The 15,895-nt window shown below is 64.0% G+C and carries 15 protein-coding genes; 7 read left to right on the top strand and 8 right to left on the bottom strand.

Annotated features, from left to right (window positions below):
- Nucleotides 1-7: 7 nt before the first annotated feature.
- Complete coding sequence (locus ACFWEM_RS09125) at nt 8-1,663, bottom strand: GMC oxidoreductase (protein ID WP_378532986.1); 1,656 nt, start codon at nt 1,661-1,663, stop codon at nt 8-10.
- Between the two features lie 203 nt (nt 1,664-1,866).
- On the opposite strand from ACFWEM_RS09125, the gene ACFWEM_RS09130 reads away from it, so the two are divergent.
- Nucleotides 1,867-2,247, top strand: coding sequence for a PPOX class F420-dependent oxidoreductase (locus ACFWEM_RS09130; protein WP_378446028.1), 381 nt, complete (start codon nt 1,867-1,869; stop codon nt 2,245-2,247).
- A 7-nt stretch (nt 2,248-2,254) separates the two neighbouring features.
- Here ACFWEM_RS09130 and ACFWEM_RS09135 read toward each other — a convergent pair whose 3' ends face one another.
- The 4 genes from ACFWEM_RS09135 to ACFWEM_RS09150 are packed head-to-tail and all read right to left on the bottom strand — an operon-like array spanning nt 2,255 to nt 6,836.
- Nucleotides 2,255-3,160, bottom strand: a complete 906-nt coding sequence (locus ACFWEM_RS09135) for a TIGR01777 family oxidoreductase (RefSeq protein WP_378532988.1) — start codon at nt 3,158-3,160, stop codon at nt 2,255-2,257.
- Entirely contained in the window at nt 3,160-4,521 is a 1,362-nt protein-coding gene (locus ACFWEM_RS09140) for a metallopeptidase TldD-related protein (RefSeq protein WP_378532991.1), read from the bottom strand. Before ACFWEM_RS09140 ends, ACFWEM_RS09135 begins: the two co-directional genes overlap by 1 nt.
- Complete coding sequence (locus ACFWEM_RS09145; RefSeq protein ID WP_378532993.1) at nt 4,518-6,038, bottom strand: TldD/PmbA family protein; 1,521 nt, start codon at nt 6,036-6,038, stop codon at nt 4,518-4,520. Before ACFWEM_RS09145 ends, ACFWEM_RS09140 begins: the two co-directional genes overlap by 4 nt.
- A gap of 30 nt (nt 6,039-6,068) precedes the next feature.
- Nucleotides 6,069-6,836 carry a TSUP family transporter gene (locus ACFWEM_RS09150; protein ID WP_230815638.1) on the bottom strand — a complete coding sequence of 256 codons (768 nt, stop codon included), beginning with the start codon at nt 6,834-6,836 and terminating at the stop codon, nt 6,069-6,071.
- Between the two features lie 38 nt (nt 6,837-6,874).
- Between ACFWEM_RS09150 and ACFWEM_RS09155 the strand changes: the two genes are divergently transcribed.
- Together ACFWEM_RS09155 and ACFWEM_RS09160 are read left to right on the top strand one after the other, a co-directional pair.
- Nucleotides 6,875-8,038 carry a sensor histidine kinase gene (locus tag ACFWEM_RS09155; protein WP_378446023.1) on the top strand — a complete coding sequence of 388 codons (1,164 nt, stop codon included), beginning with the start codon at nt 6,875-6,877 and terminating at the stop codon, nt 8,036-8,038.
- 77 nt (nt 8,039-8,115) lie between these two features.
- Complete coding sequence (locus tag ACFWEM_RS09160; RefSeq protein ID WP_003945024.1) at nt 8,116-8,775, top strand: response regulator transcription factor; 660 nt, start codon at nt 8,116-8,118, stop codon at nt 8,773-8,775.
- 37 nt (nt 8,776-8,812) lie between these two features.
- Here ACFWEM_RS09160 and ACFWEM_RS09165 read toward each other — a convergent pair whose 3' ends face one another.
- Complete coding sequence (locus tag ACFWEM_RS09165; protein ID WP_378532996.1) at nt 8,813-9,472, bottom strand: hypothetical protein; 660 nt, start codon at nt 9,470-9,472, stop codon at nt 8,813-8,815.
- Between the two features lie 250 nt (nt 9,473-9,722).
- On the opposite strand from ACFWEM_RS09165, the gene ACFWEM_RS09170 reads away from it, so the two are divergent.
- From ACFWEM_RS09170 to ACFWEM_RS09185, 4 genes are all read left to right on the top strand, one after another.
- Nucleotides 9,723-10,283 carry an FxsA family protein gene (locus tag ACFWEM_RS09170; RefSeq protein WP_378532998.1) on the top strand — a complete coding sequence of 187 codons (561 nt, stop codon included), beginning with the start codon at nt 9,723-9,725 and terminating at the stop codon, nt 10,281-10,283.
- A gap of 12 nt (nt 10,284-10,295) precedes the next feature.
- Nucleotides 10,296-11,930, top strand: a complete 1,635-nt coding sequence (locus tag ACFWEM_RS09175; RefSeq protein WP_378533000.1) for an amidohydrolase — start codon at nt 10,296-10,298, stop codon at nt 11,928-11,930.
- Nucleotides 11,931-11,967: 37 nt separating this feature from the next.
- The gene (gene lnt / locus ACFWEM_RS09180; protein ID WP_378534503.1) at nt 11,968-13,536 is read left to right on the top strand and encodes an apolipoprotein N-acyltransferase; all 1,569 of its coding nucleotides are present in this window, start codon (nt 11,968-11,970) and stop codon (nt 13,534-13,536) included.
- Between the two features lie 182 nt (nt 13,537-13,718).
- Nucleotides 13,719-14,504, top strand: coding sequence for a hypothetical protein (locus tag ACFWEM_RS09185; protein ID WP_378534505.1), 786 nt, complete (start codon nt 13,719-13,721; stop codon nt 14,502-14,504).
- Between the two features lie 10 nt (nt 14,505-14,514).
- Here the strand turns inward: ACFWEM_RS09185 and ACFWEM_RS09190 are convergent, their stop codons facing one another.
- Together ACFWEM_RS09190 and ACFWEM_RS09195 are read right to left on the bottom strand one after the other, a co-directional pair.
- Nucleotides 14,515-15,075 (bottom strand): hypothetical protein, encoded by a 561-nt coding sequence (locus ACFWEM_RS09190; protein ID WP_378533002.1) that lies wholly within the window; start codon nt 15,073-15,075, stop codon nt 14,515-14,517.
- A 352-nt stretch (nt 15,076-15,427) separates the two neighbouring features.
- A complete protein-coding gene (locus ACFWEM_RS09195) occupies nt 15,428-15,766 on the bottom strand; it encodes an RNA polymerase-binding protein RbpA (protein ID WP_230815631.1) in 339 nt (112 codons plus the stop codon).
- Between the last annotated feature and the right edge of the window lie 129 nt (nt 15,767-15,895).

Here is a 15,895-nt window from a genome sequence, read left to right on the forward strand (position 1 = left end):
AAGTGTCTCAGCGTCCGGACTTGATGATCCGAGCGACGTTCCGCTCGGCCAGAGCCGTAATGGTCAGTGACGGATTGACAGTGCCGGTACTTCCCGGAATGGCGGCGCCATCCATCACGTACAGACCGTCGTAGCCCTTGACTCGCCCGTAGCCGTCAGTGGCCTTGCCCAGAACCGCACCGCCGAGGGGATGTGCGGTGAACGAGGAATTGACGTCCTTCGCGAACGGCAACGCGGACGGCAGCGTGGTCCCGGCGAACGCCATCTTGTTTTGAACGGCGCGCAGGGCCTCGACGGTGGCGTCGTTGCCGTTCTTCGGCCAGTTCAACACCACCCGATCGTTGCCGCCGTCGTAGGCGAAGTCGGCGCGCTGCGAGTCGAGAGTCATACCCAAGGTTCCGAGCATGCCGATGTTCACGGGCAAGCCGGGGACGTACCAATTCTCGAGGGAGAGTGGCATTCCCGACTCGTCGACGATGCGCGACGCCGACGGCGCGGCCTGCGCGATGCCGTCACTGAAGCCGAACGAGCGCACCATTCCGGCGTCGCCGTTGGTACCCCAGCCTTTGCCGACGTGTTCGTTGAGGTTCGGCAGCGCGCCGGTCGCCTGGGCGCGCACCAACAGTTCGGACGTGCCGATGGAGCCGGCGCCGAGGAACAACCGATCACAGGTGAGAGTCTTGCGCGCCAGAACGCCGCCCGTCGGATCCGTCGATTCGACGTCGACGACGTAACGTCCATCGCGTTCGCGACTGATTGCGAGCACCTGATGTCCGTAGCAGACGATGGCTCGTCCGGTGGCTTCGGCGGCGGGAATGTAGTTCTGCGTGAGGTCGAACTTCGCGCCGTTGGAGTTACCCATGTTGCTGTCACCGACAGTGGCCGAGGCTCGGGTTCGGCCGTAGAGTTCTGAGCGCACCACGTCCCAGTTCCAGATCCCGTCGATCCGCTGCGGATCGAAGCCCGCACGACGAGCATCCTCATCCCAGCGACGCGAGTGCCCGAAGTTCGGGGTTAGGTAGATGTCTTCGGGCAACGGGCTCAGACGCAGCATCTGGCGCACTTTGGGGTACCAGGTGGACGTCATCTCGTCGTAGTCGAGGGAGTTGCGGAAGACCGCGTCGAAGAATCGGCGCTCGGGGGCGATCATCACGCCGGTGAAGACGATGGACCCGCCGCCGACTGCAGCGCCGCGCCAGACTGAGATGTGTTCGTAGTCGGTGGCGTCGAGGACGCCGCTGAAGTAGTCGCACGCCACGGGGAGTCCGGTGAGGTTGGTGAACGATGTTCGCCGGAAAACTCCGCGGCCGTCGGCCAGCATGTCGGAGGTGTGAATCTCCCGCTGCGGATCGTGAGGCCATCGAAGTCCGCGTTCGAGGATGGTGACCTGGGTGCCGCTCTGCGCCAGCCTGAGGGCGGTGGCGCTTGCGCCGAATCCGGAGCCGATGACGATGGCTTCGGAATGCTCCGGCGGAGTAGGCGAGGGCACGAACAACTCGGGGACGAGCGCGCGGTAGTGATCAGCACCCATCGGTAGCGCCCGTAGAGGTGCGGGAGCTGCGTGGCTGATCGACGTCGACATGAGCGGTGCCGCGGCTGCAACTGCCACTCCCACCCCGGCCGCTTTGAAAAAGTCACGACGCTGCATGTCACGGCGCTGCATGTGTAAGTTCGACTCCCCAGTTCGACGGTTTGCCTCAGAATAACTCGAGATGGAGTTCGGGGACGAAACGGTGTGTCAAATGCCTATTGAAACCGGATAAAACGTGCATAGTAGGCAAAGTTCAGTCGTGGATGAGTAGTCGCCAGATAGTCGCGGAAGCCTGTCGGTGTTCAGCGGGAGGTGCTCGCACCTATCCTCGAGGAGTGAACCCCGACTTCAAGCGTGTCTCCGAGGCCAAGTACGTCCTACTCACGACCTTCCGCAAGGACGGAACGCCGGTGGCGACTCCGCTCTGGGCCGCGCCGGACGGCGACAAGCTCCTGATGTGGACAGTCACCGATTCCTACAAGGTCAAGCGCATCAGGCGAAACCCGTCGGTCACCGTCGCTGCGTGCGATGCTCGGGGAAATCCCAAGGGCGAACCGGTTGCCGCCGTCGCCGAGATCCTCGACGGACCGGGCACCGATCATGCTCGCGACGCGATAGCACGTCGGTACGGAATCCTCGGCTGGATCACCATGAAGGGCAGTCTCCTTCGCCGCGGCAAGACCGGAACGATCGGCCTTGCCATCACTTCGGCCTGACCGCGCGTCACTTGCCGAGCAGATCATCCAAGGCTGTGTCGAACTGCGGATAGGCGAATGGGAAGCCGTTGTCCGTCAATACTTTCGACACGGCATGTCGACCGGTCAGGCCAAGGGCCGCGTCGCTGCGCAGCAGGAACGCGCCGAGTCGGACCATGAAAGCGGGTGTCGGCGGGGCAGGTGGCCGGTGAAGGTGCTTGCGCAGCCCGGCCATCAGTTCTGAATTTCGGACAGGATCCGGGGCAGTCGCGATGACCACACCCGAGGCGACCGAATCGGGTTCGAGGGCCCAGCGCACGATCGACAGCCAGTCCTCGATGTGAATCCAACTCGTCCACTGCCTGCCCGAGGCAACGCGTCCGCCCAGACCGAAACGCACGAGCAACAGCAGTCGCTCGAGCGCCGGTGTGCCCTTCTTCAACACGACGCTGGTCCGCAGGATCACTACTCGTGACGTGTTGGCGCCCTCGACCGCTGCCTCCCAGTCCTTGGCGACGTCGGTCATCTGAGGCGGTCCGTCAGCGAGGGGAGAATCCTCGTCCAGCCGGGACTCACCCGCGTCGCCGTAGATCGCGAGCGTGCTCGCCTGGATCCAGACCGGAACAGGGCTCGCCAGTAGTTTCGACGCTTCGACCAGCGCACGGGTCGGATCGACTCGGGAACTGGTGAGTAGTGCAATGTTTGCCGGTGTGGGTCGGCGATCGACCAACTCGCCGGCCAGATTGATCACCGCGGCGCCGTCGAGTTCTCCTGCCCAGTCGCCCACCGTGACGCCGTCCCACTGAACCTGCCTGTGCCTGCCGAGTTTCGGTGACCGAGTCAGGACCACGACGTCGTACCCGCGGCCGGCGAGATCGTCGCAGATCCGGCGGCCGAGAGCGCCGGTGCCGCCGGCGATCACGACCTTCGCCATCACTGCGCCTGACTGACCGAGGACATATGGAAATCGGGAATGCGCATCGGCGGCATCGCCGTTCGAGTGAACCAGTCTTTCCACTCGCGGGGGAGCGTGATCTCGGTTCGGCCCGCCTCCGTGACCCGCCGCAGGAGATCGAGAGGGCTCTCGTTGAAACGGAAGTTGTTGACGGCGCCGACGATCTTGCCGTCCTCGATCAAATACACACCGTCACGCGTGAGTCCGGTCAACAGCAGCGTCGTGGGATCCACCTCGCGGATGTACCAGAGGGTCGTGAGCAGCAGTCCCTTCTCGGTACCTGCGATCATGTCCTCGATCGAGGTGTCGTCACCACCGGTCAGGATGAGGTTGTCGCCGGGGACTGCGACGGGTCGACCGAATTCGCGGGCAGCGTGGCGCGGGTATGCCAGCGCATTGACAACCCCGTCTCGGACCCAGTCGACGGGTTCGATCTCCATGCCGTTGTCGAACAGTGAGACGGATTCGCTCGACGACGTCGTGATCACGAACGGCGCGGACTGCAAGCCCTCGGCCTCGGGGTCGGAGGTCAGCGTGAGTGGCAAGGCACCAAGTTTCTCGCCGATCCGGGTGCCGCCGGTGGAGGAAAGTGCGGTGTGCCCCTCTTCTGCGCCGCGACCCTCCATGGTCCACATCAGATAGATCATCAGGTCCGCCACAGCAGATGGCGGAAGAATCGTCTCGTAGCGGCCGGCGGGCAGGCTGACGGAATTGCCCGCCCAGTCGAGTCGAGTGGTCAACTGTGACAAGAGCTTCGGTATTGAAATGTCGCTGAAATCGACCGTTCCGGATCCGACCCAGGCACTCGCGTCGCCGCGCTTGCCGTTGATTTCGACTGAGCCGGTGGCCTGAGCCGTTCTGCGTCGCACGCCTGTCGAGGTTCCGAGCCAGGTGGTGTGCAACTGGTGGTGGGCGAAGCCGAACAACTGGTTACTGCCGTCGAAGGCCTTCGACAGGTCGGCAGCCAACTGAGCAAAGACACCGATGTCGGTCAAGGCGGGCGGCAGGTCCCAGTCGGTTTCCGCCGCCGATTGGGTGATCAAGTCGGATGCGTCGTCAGCGGGAGTGGCTGTGCGAGCAGCTTCTTCGCTTGCCTGCACGAGCGCGGAAATCTGCTCCGGATCGACACTGCTGGAACTGACAGTGCCCACCTTCGCGATGTCACCTTCGCGCACGATCGAGATCACAGTCCACGTCCGGGACAGTGAGACTCCGTTGGTGGTCATCGAATTGTTGGCCCACCGCAGCGACGCTTCACTGGCGTCGGTCACGATCACCAACGATTCGTCTACCGTCCTCGCGGCCAGTGCACGCTCGACGACCTGCTGCGGATCGATCACTGCTGAGCCTCCGAACGGGTATTGAGGATGTTGACTCCGCGGAACAGAGCGGACGGGCAGCCGTGGCTGACCGCCGCAACCTGACCGGGTTGCGCCTTGCCGCAGTTGAATGCGCCTTGCAGTTGCCAGGTCGACTCTCCGCCGACGGCTTCCATCGAGCCCCAGAAATCTGTTGTCGTCGCCTGATACGCCACGTCACGCACCTGACCGTCGAGCTTTCCGTCACGGATCTTGAAGAACCGCTGACCGGTGAACTGGAAGTTGTAGCGCTGCATGTCGATCGACCAGGACTTGTCACCGACGACGTAGATGCCGTTCTCGACTCGTGAGATCAGGTCTTCGGTCGAGGTGTCCGTGTGAGGGTCGGGGGAGAGCGAGACGTTGGCCATACGCTGGATGGGAACGTGATGTGCGGAGTCTGCGTACGAGCATCCGTTGGAACGCGTCAGTCCCAGCCTCGGTGCGAACACGCGATCGAGTTGATACCCGACCAGTGTTCCGTCGGCGACCAGATCCCACCGCTGAGCGGCGACGCCGTCGTCGTCGAATCCGACGCTGGCCAGGCCGTGCTCTACGTTACGATCGGCGGTCACGTGCATGAGTGGCGTTCCGTATTTCAGCGTTCCCAGCTTGTCCGGCGTCGCGAACGACGTACCGGCGTAGGCCGCTTCGTAGCCGATCGCCCGGTCGTATTCGGTGGCATGTCCGATGGATTCGTGGATCGTGAGCCACAGATTGGTCGGATCGATCACGAGGTCGGTCGGACCCGCTTCGACGGTCGGTGCCTTGGTCTTCTCGGCCAGCCACTCCGGGATCCGGGCGAGCTCATCGCCCCAGTTCCACGTGCTCTCCGCCCCGAGATACTCCCATCCGCGCCCTACCGGCGGAGCCAAGGTACGCATCGATTCGAAGCTGCCGGCCGACTTGTCGACGGCTGTGGCTTCGAACTCGGGGTGCAGACGCACCCGTTGCTGGGTGATCGACGAACCGGTCAGATCCGCGTAGAAGGTCTGTTCCTTGACCTGGAGGACGCTCGCCGTGACGTGATCCACGCCGTCAGCGGCTTGAAGCCGCCCGGAATAGTCGACCAGCAGGCCTACCTTGTCGGACGTCGGTGTCGCGAAAGGATCTTCGAGGTACGGCGACACCCACGTCGCGTCGGCGTATACGGGCTCGTCGGCGAGGGTGACCGGATCACGATTGAGCGAGCGCAATGCCTTCGCAACCTCGACGGCTTGGCGCGCCAGCGCAGCCGCGACGTCAGGGGACACCTCGGCGTGGGAGGCGAATCCCCAGGTGCCGTCGACGATCACACGGACGGCGACCCCGATCTCGTCTCCGTCGGACACGGCCTGAACTACGCCGTCGCGCAAGCGGATCGACTGCGTGAGCACGCGGTGGACACGAACGTCGGCGTGCTGGGCTCCGGCGGTTCTTGCTGCCGACAGCGCCGCGTCGGCGACGACTCGCAGCGGGAGGGCGAGGAAATCTGCATCGACATCTCGGGTGACGGTCACGCACACGACGCTAGTCGACGACCGCCGATCTCAGCCGAACTGCTGCCATCCGAGGCGGATCACCATGGCGATCACGACAACCAACAGCGTGATCCGCACGAACCCGGATCCCTTGCTCAACGCCATCCGCGAACCGATGACCGCACCGAGAACGTTGCAGACTGCCATAGCCAAACCCAAACTCCACCAGACATGTCCGGTGACGGCGAAGTACGCGAGCGCGCCGAAGTTGGAACCGAGATTGATCACCTTCGCCATCGCTGCGCTGCGGACGAATTCGGTTCCGAGGAAGGTCGCGAAGCTGATGATGAGGAACGTGCCCGTGCCAGGTCCGAGCAGACCGTCGTAGAGGCCGATGAGTCCGGCGGAGAGCAGCAGGACGAGAACGGTCTTGCGCTGCGTCGGACGATGAGTGGCGATGGTGGTGCCCAGCGTCGGACGCATGGTCACGAAGACGGCGACGGCGACGAGGACGACCATCACGATCGGAATGAAGTACTTCTTGTCGATCAGTGAAACGGCCGCCGCGCCGCACGCGGCTGTCACCGCAGCCAAGGCAGCTGCCGGAGCCAGCTGCCGCCACTCCATCGGGATTCGCCGGGAGAACGTGTACACCGCGGCGCTCGTCCCGGTGAAGGCCGTGAGTTTGTTGGTGGCCAAGGCCGCCTGCGGGGTCAATTGGGGCGCGACCAGAAAGAGCGCGGGCAACAGAATCAATCCGCCGCCGCCGACGACAGCGTCCACCCAACCCGCCGCCGTCGCTGCCGTCATCAGCAGTCCCCAATCAGCAATATCCACGGCGGTGACTCTTTCACAGCTGTGACACTCTTGAGCACATGCGGAGGTTCAGCCTGTGGCTGCGAGGAAAGCCGATGATCGCGGACAGCGCTCTGGCGCTCGTGTTCTTCGCGCTCGAAGTTGTCACGTTCGTGAGCTCACCTCGCGAGGAACGATGGCCTCAGCTCGTCGTCGGATTTCTGATCTGTCTGCCGGTCGTGTGGCGTCGCAAATTTCCCCGCACCTCCGCAGCGGCGATATTGTCCATGTCGTATTTCGCGACCCTGATGATGTGGGCGACAGGGGACCCGGCTGCGGAACATCCAGGACTGCTGGCACTCGGCGTCTCGCTCTACACACTCGTTGCCTACGTCGATCGACGAACCGGGGCAATCTTCGCGTGCTTCCTGGCGCTGGACATGACTCTCTCGTTGCTCGTGATCCGCCAAGACGTGATCCTCACGATCATCATCGCGACGCTGCTCTATGCGCTCGCCTGGATCACCGCCGAGTTCTTGAGCGCGCGGCGCGCGTACGACGAGGAAGTGGCAGCCAGACTCGAAGTGGCCGAGTACGAACGGGATCGGCGCGCCGAAGATGCGGTGGCCACGGAAAGAACCCGGATCGCCCGCGAGCTCCACGACGTCGTTGCCCACGCGGTCAGCGTGATGATCGTGCAGGCGGACGGAGCGTCGTACGCGGTCGAATCCAATCCGGCGTTGGCCAAGAAAGCGCTGGGCAACATCTCCAGCACCGGACGCGACGCGCTTGCCGAACTTCGCCGGACCGTCTCGCTTCTGCGCACCGAGGTCAGTAGCGACGCGATGCCGCAACACGGAACGGCTGGTATCGCCAAGGTCGTCGAGATGATGCGTGCCGCCGGACTCGGCGTGCGGCTCGAGCTGACCGGTGAACTCGACGACGTCAGTCCGTCGGTCAGCCTGGGCATTCATCGCCTCGTCCAAGAGTCCCTGACCAATGTCCTCCGTCACGCCGGCGCAAATCCGAAGGCACGAGTCACCGTGCGCCGCACCGAGACCGCGGTGCTGCTCGAGGTGGTCGACAACGGAACGTCGAGTTCGACCTTCTCTCACGGTTCGGGGAATGGACTGGTCGGCATGCGCGAGCGGGTGGCGGTACTGCACGGGACACTCGAGACCGGACGACGCCCCGACGGCAGTTGGCGTGTCTATGCGGAACTACCACTCGAGATCCACGACTGATCCAGGCGATGTCTCTGTAACCAGGTGTCGGAGCAATCGCGTTGGCACCGACGTCTCAGGCCCGATAGGTTTACGCCGTGCCCATCACCGTGCTGCTAGTCGACGACCAGGAACTCATGCGGATGGGCCTGAACATGGTGCTCGAAGCACATGAAGACATCTCGGTCATCGGTGAGGCCGGCGACGGAGCCGCGGCGGTCGCAGCGGCGGTGGCGCTGAAGCCAGACGTCGTGTTGATGGACGTGCGGATGCCGATTGTCGACGGAGTGAAAGCCACGGAGCAGATTCTTGCCTCCGGGATCGAGTCGCGAGTCCTGGTGATGACGACGTTCGATCTCGACGAACACGCGCTCGGCGCCCTGCGAGCCGGAGCGAGCGGCTTTCTTCTCAAGGACACCCCGCCCGAGGATCTGGTGTCGGCCATCCGCAGCGTGGCGGCCGGTGATGCGGTTGTCTCCCCGAAGGTGACACGTCGTCTGCTGTCGAGGTTCATCGTGGACGGTCCGGCGCCGCGACGCGATCCGGTTGTTCTCGACGTCCTGACCGAACGCGAACGCGAAGTCCTCGGACACGTGGCCACTGGCCTGTCGAACATCGAGATCGCACAGCAGCTGTACCTGTCCGAATCGACTATCAAGTCGCACGTCGGACGCATTCTCACGAAACTCGACCTGCGCGATCGCGTGCAGGCGGTGGTGCTGGCCTACGAGACCGGATTGGTGACTCCGGGCGCGTAGGCCGGCCACCTGTCAAGCGGCGAGCGGTTCGCTCTGGTCAGGCATCAAAGGCGCCCACTGTGGGGAGCACGATGCAGGACTTTCCGTCGGCGTAGTCGACATTGCCGAACAGTGCGGCAAATACCTTGCCGTCACCGGTGTCGACGACCTTCGAGAGCAACGGCGTATCGAGTACCGGCAACTTCTCGTCCAACGGGACGATGCCGCCCTTGAACGTGCCGACGTTGATCCAGGCGACACTCAACCCTGAGGTCTTGGGAATGCCCACGTAACCCGGGATTGCCTGGAAACGAAGGTGATCGGCCTCGACCCACGGCGGCAAGGGGAAGTTCGGACCGGCCTGCGCGGAGCTGAGCGTGACGGTGACAGGCTCGCCGGCGATGCCGCACCCGATCGTCGGTGCCGGGTACATGAACGACTGAGGCTTCGTGACGCCGACGGCGGGGATATCGAGGGCTGCGGTGATCTGGTCGGCCCCTGCCGCGCCGATCAGCTGCTGGACAGCGGCAGAAGCGTCGGGGGAGATGGCCGCGGCCTGGGCGATCAGAGCAGCAATACCCTCGGGTGCAACCGGTTCTGCGGCGGCGGTTCCGGCGCTCATCATCGTGCTGCCGGCGGTGAGTGCCACGACGGCGGCAGTGCCGGCGAGGGCAGCCGGGATGCGTCGGGCGAGTGTCTTGCCGGGGAGTCGGCTCATGTCGGGCTCCTTCATTTCATGAGGCCGGGAAATGCGGCCCGAAGTGACTTGACCACGTCCAGACTCTCAACGTCAACTTGAGGTTTAGAATCGTTAGCGGAGCGTTAGTTAACGCCAGGCAAGTCGACGGCACCCCGCAGAGGCCCCATGTGACTCACGGCAGCCGTCTGTTTTGCAGGTCTGCATGGTTGTCGGGAGAAAAACCGGCCCCTCGAGCGTTGAACGGGTAGACCGTCTGAAAGGGGACGTCATGATCGCCGCCGTATTCCTCCTCTATGTGATCGTCGAGATCGCAGCCTTGGTCATCGTGGGCAACGCCATCGGTGTCGCCTGGACCGTGCTGCTGTTTCTCGCCGGATCGCTTGTCGGATTGATCCTCATGCGTTCGCAGTGGCGACGGGTCATGGACGGATTCCGTAAGGCCACGCGGGGTGAGGGATCGCCGTCACTGGCGGTCGTCGACGGCGCCTTGGTCGCGGCAGGCTCCGCGTTGATGTTCGTGCCCGGACTCGTGACTTCCGTTCTGGGCCTGCTGCTTCTGATTCCGCCGACCCGCTGGGCACTGCGCCCGCTTGCCGTCCTCCTGGCAGGCAAGCGCGCAGCAGCATTTGCTGCCGGTGGTGACGCCTTTGCCGGAACCGTCGGCTACGCGGCGCGGATGCGCGGAAACGGCGAGGTGATCGACGGCGAGATCATCGTCGAGACACCCGAAACCACCGAGTACGTAGCCAGCAACGGCAAGGAACTGGTCCTCGAGGGTGAGATTCTGGACACGGATACACCCACCCGTTCGCGGGGGCCGCAGTACTAACAGGCAGACTGGGTGCTCGTGACTACTCGTCTGCTGGTCAACGGCCGGATCTACAGTTCATTTGCACCTGACGCGACCTCGATCGCCATCACCGACGGCACCGTCGTGTGGGTGGGCGACGAGCGCGCCGGACGGGCGTTGCACCCCGCCGCGGAGATCGAAGACCTGGGCGGTGCGTTTGTCACTCCAGGGTTCGTCGACACCCACGTCCACATCACCGCACTGGGACTCAATCTCGTCGGCCTCGATCTCGTGGGCGCGAACTCTCTGGACGAATGCCTCTCGCGAGTACGAACATTCGCAGCCGCGAACCCCGAAACTGCCCATCCCGACGCAGTCATCTGGGGACACGGTTGGGACGACACCGAGTGGGCCGAGCAGACGCCGCCGTCGACCGCAGATCTCGACGCCGCGGCACCTGGCCGCAAGGTATATCTCTCGCGGATCGATGTTCACTCGGCCGCGTGCTCGAGCGCATTGCGCGACGGCATCTCCGGCCTCGCCGACACCGCTGGATACTCAGCCGAGGGCCCGTTGACGTTCGACGCGCACCACCTGGCGCGCAATGCCGCTCGGAATCTGCTGACGGAAACTCAGCGCGCTTCTGCTCGTACCGCTGCGCTCGATCTCTGCGCCTCACGCGGAATCGTGGCCGTTCACGAGTGCGGGGGACCGGACATCTCGGGATTGACCGACTTTCAGGAACTCCTGTCCCACGATCACGGCGTGGAGGTTCGGGGCTACTGGGGTGAACGCGTCGACAGCGAGGAGGACGCGCGCGCGCTCCTCGACAAGACCGGTGCACACGGACTCGGCGGGGATCTCTTCATCGACGGTTCTCTCGGTTCACACACCGCCTGGTTGCTCGAACCCTATGCAGACCAACCTGATTCGACGGGAAACGCCTACCTCGACGTCGACGCGATCGCCGCACACATCCGGGCCTGCACCCTCGCGGGTGTCCAGGCCGGATTCCACGCCATCGGTGACGGCGCCGTGTCGTCGGCAGCTGCCGCGTTCCGGAAAGTGGCCGACGAACTGGGTGGCCCCAAGGTCGCCGCGCTGGGTCACCGCCTCGAACATGCGGAGATGATGTCGATGGCCGACGCGGAAACCTTTGCCGCCTTGGGCGTCATCGCGAGTGTCCAGCCGGTGTTCGACGCACTGTGGGGCGGCACCGACGGCCTGTACGCGACACGCCTGGGCCTCGACCGCGCGGCGGCCCTGAATCCGTTTGCCCCCGCTGCCGGTAAGGGCGTCTCACTCGCATTCAGTTCCGATGCGCCAGTCACCCCGATCGAGCCGTGGGCGATGCTGCGCGCCGCTGTTCAGCACCGCACCAATGGAAGTGGGATCTCGCCCCGCGCGGCCTTCTCCGCAGCAACACGCGGTGCGTGGCGCGCGGGCGGCGTGCGGGACGGCGCCGCGGGAACGCTCAATCCGGGCGCACCGGCCTCCTACGTGTTGTGGGAGGCAGGCGAACTCGAAGTGAGTGCACCGGCCGACTCGGTTCAGCGATGGTCCACCGATCCGCGCTCGCGAGTACCCGCTCTGCCGAGGTTGGCGGAAGATGCGCCGATTCCGGTCTGCATCGAGTCCGTGCATCGCGGACGCGTCGTCTATCAGCGCAGCTCGACGAGTGAGTGAGCGCAGCGCCGAGGCGCCCGGCAACGATCGCTCCCGCGTGAACGCTGTGCTCACCGGTTCGGCATGGCTGCGTTCGCTCTACGCAGCCGCAGGTGGATTCCTGATCTTTGCCGGGTTCCCACCCCGCCCACTGTGGTTCTTGGCGCCCGTCGGGATCGCTCTTCTGACGTGTGTGTTGACCAACTTCGGCCGCGGCGGACTTCGCCTGCGTGCCGGCTTCGGTTACGGGTACCTGGCCGGTCTCGGATTCCTGGTGCCGCTGCTTCCGTGGATCGGTGTGTTCGTAGGCGCGGTCCCGTGGATCGCGTTGGCCGCGGTGGAATCGTTGTTCATCGGACTGTTCGGGTTGCTCGCTGTCCTGGTAGCGAGGTTGCCGTGGGCACCGTTGTGGATTGCCGCGACCTGGACGCTCACCGAGTGGCTTCGCTCCAGCGTTCCTTTCGGCGGATTTCCTTGGGGCAGGCTCGCATTCGGTCAATCCGAAGGGTGGCTCCTCCCTCTTGCGAGTGTCGGCGGTGCGCCGCTGCTCAGCTTCGCGGTGGCCCTGACCGGTACAGGCCTGGCAGCAGTCGCCGTCGCTGTCGCAGCCAAGCGATGGGACCGAGGATTCTTCGGAGCCGTTGCCGCTGCCCTCGTGCCCGTGATAATCGCTCTTGTGGCGTCGCCGTTCCTGGCCACCATGGGTTCCGGCGACCGAACGATCACCGTCGCCGCGATTCAGGGAAGCGTTCCGCGATTGGGCTTGGACTTCAATTCGCAACGCAAGCAGGTCCTCGACAATCACGTGAGCGAAACCGTGAAACTTGCCGCCGAGGTGGACGCGGGCCGCGTCGATCGGCCTGACATCGTGATCTGGCCGGAGAACGCCTCGGACATCGACCCCCTGCGAAACGCCGATGCCGCCGCCGACATCACCCGAGCCTCCGAAGCAATCGGAGCGCCGATTCTTGTCGGCACCGTACTCGTCAATGCCGATCGCACGACCACGAACTCGGTGATCGTGTGGGACGGCGCCGACGGTCCTCAGGAACAACACGACAAGAAGATCATCCAGCCGTTCGGCGAATACCTGCCTTACCGGAGCTTCTTCCGGAACTTCTCGTCCTACGCCGATCGCGCGGGAAACTTCGTGCCCGGCGAGGGCAACGGGGTCGTCCACGCAGCGGACGTACCCATCGGCGTCGCAACGTGTTACGAGGTGGCGTTCGACCGAGCCTTCCAGGAGTCGGTCCGCAACGGTGCACAACTTCTCGCGGTACCCACCAACAACGCCACGTTCGGCGACACCGAGATGACGTATCAGCAGCTGGCGATGTCGCGCGTGCGGGCAGTCGAGCACGGCCGCTCGGTGGTCGTTGCTGCGACCAGTGGTGTCAGCGCGATCATCGGTCCCGACGGCGCGGTGACTTCGCAGACCGAACTGTTCGTGCCTGCCGCACTGGTGGCGAAGGTGCCGCTCTCGACCAGCACCACCCTCGCCACCCGAGTAGGCCCGGCGCCGGAAATCGTGCTCAGCATCATCGCTGTCGGCGCGATTGCCTTGGCAGTGATCGCCAGGCGCCGGGACAAGGCCGAGCTACCTGCCGAAAAGACGGCAGCAACCTGAGCTGAGCATCGGATACCGGGCAGTCGATGTTCCGAGGGGCGCCTGGGCGGGTACTCGCTGTGCCACCCGTTCCAGCGCAAAGGCGGCGTTCCGTGACCGAGCCTGAGAAGACCCAGCCACAGAAGACCGAGCCCGAGAAGACTCAGCCACAGAAGACCGAGCCCGAAAAGGCCGAGCGACAGATTGCAGTTCGTAAAACGAGCGTGGTCGATGCGGTTCTGCAATCACCGCTCGCAGGCCTGTCGCCGTGGATCCTGCTGTCTTTACTCTCCGGGCCGGGAAGGTTCGAGGAATCCGCAGCTGCCGCGCTGGGGTTGTCACTGCTGATTTTGGCGGCCAGTCACCGGCGCGGTGGCACCGTGAAGCTGTTGGAGGTCTTCGACGTCGCGTTCTTCGGCGTTCTGGCGGCCATCGGGCTACTCGCGTCGGCGAACACGATTCGGTGGTTCGAACTCTGGGGAGGCGAACTGACCAACATCACACTGGTGGTCTTCGCTTTCGGGTCGATCCTGCTCCGCAATCCTTTCACTTTGCAGTACGCGAAAGAGTCGACGCCCGAGGAGTATTGGACGACGCCCCTGTTTCTGCGCATCAACTACGTCATCACGGCAGTATGGGCCCTCGCCTTCACCTGGTCGGCTGCGGTGGGCCTGTTCGGAGATGCACGCCTGCACGACGGTGACAACTTCTGGACCGGATGGATTCTGCAGTTGCTCGGAACCTTCTTCGCGATCTCGTTCACCGAGTGGTACCCCGAGTACGCGCCGAACAAGGCCGCTCAGGCGCAGGGCCTCGATACCGAACCCCCGCAGTCGATTTTCCGGCTGTTCGACTTTCTGCCGGTGTTCATAGCCGTGACCGGAATTGCAGGGCTGGTGACCGACTCCGTTTCCGTGACCGCGGGCGTCACGTTGATCCTGGTCGGCGTTTTCGGATATCTGGCGATGCGAAGATTCACGGTCGACTAGAAGGTCGCAGTCATCGCGCGCCGACGGGAACCTGGTGCACGATTGTTTCGGTGACCGGCAGAGTGTTGACCGCCTCGATCGCATCCCACCTGTACTGGCCACAGGCGCCCTGGGGAACGAGCGGCCGCATACCGTACCCCTGATCGTCCACAAGCCACACGGTCGGCGGAACAAGCTGGTCGGTCATGCACGAGGGATCCCGAGGGTCGGAGGGCACTCTGAAGGCGGACAGAACAGCCGACAGATCGCCCCTACGATGCTGCTCGACCCAACCGATCGTGTGATCGCCATTGTCATCGCCCCTGCCATCGCCATCGTCATCAGTACCGAAGTCGCAAGTGATCACGTGAGTGGGGGTGAATCCGTCGGGGATCGGTTTCGGTTCGGAAACGAGCACTCCGGTGCCGAGCGACGCGCCGAGATTGTCGGCGAGGCAGGTCGCCGGCTCGAGCATCGAAAGATCGGCTGTCGGGGGAGCCGGGGCGGAGCCCAGCACCGGGGACTCGGCACTTCCGCAGCCCACAAGGAGAAGCAGTGCGCCCGCGCCGACAAACATTCCTGACGGTCTCATTTCGACACAGTATCCGAGGTGTCCCCATGCCGTATCGAAGTTTCACGCCGTATCGAAGTTTGGTGCACCGAAGTTTGGTGTGTCGCAGGGTGGGGGATACAGCTCACACTGGTGCACGAAGCAGTGCCGATGGTTCTCCAGCGCGAATCCAGCATTCGCGCACTGTCGGCTCGCGAGCGCGCCTGGATGCTGAATGACGTTGTACTGAAATATCTTTCAGTACGGCGAAGCATCTGGAGTTGCCACGTCGAAGAAGGGCCGAAGTATGACGTCGACTTGTGAACGATCACTCCCCGAAGAACGAGAAAGACCGCCCGGTGTAGAACCGGACGGTCTTGATCGAAGTGCTAGTTCATGCGCCGCGACGCTTGGCCTTCAGCAAGTCGAGACGCTCTTTGAGGAGCTCTTCGAGTTCCTCGACCGAGCGACGCTCGAGAAGCATGTCCCAGTGGGTACGGGGAGGCTTGACCTTCTTGGCTTCGGGAGCAGTTCCCTCCATGAGGCTGCCTTCGAGGCCGTTACGGCACAACCAGGTACCGGGGATCTCGGCTTCGTCCGCGAACGGGATGTCGAAGATCTCGCCGTTCTCGCACTTGTACTTGGCCATACGACGGGGCGCGAGGTCATGGTCACGGTCGGTCTCGTAGCTCACAGCTCCGAGTCGGCTACCTCGAAGTACGCGATCTGCCATGGTGGTGTCCTCTCTTCGTTCGTCACCGCTGGTGGGCGCCCTGACTTGGGGAGTAGACGCTCACACTCATCTACAACGCCACGAGCACCCGATTGGTTCCCGTGTGGCGAGAAGACGCAACCTCTCCAT

Origin of the sequence: Rhodococcus sp. NPDC060176 (assembly GCF_042728675.1) — a bacterium.
Lineage (GTDB): Bacteria > Actinomycetota > Actinomycetes > Mycobacteriales > Mycobacteriaceae > Rhodococcus_F.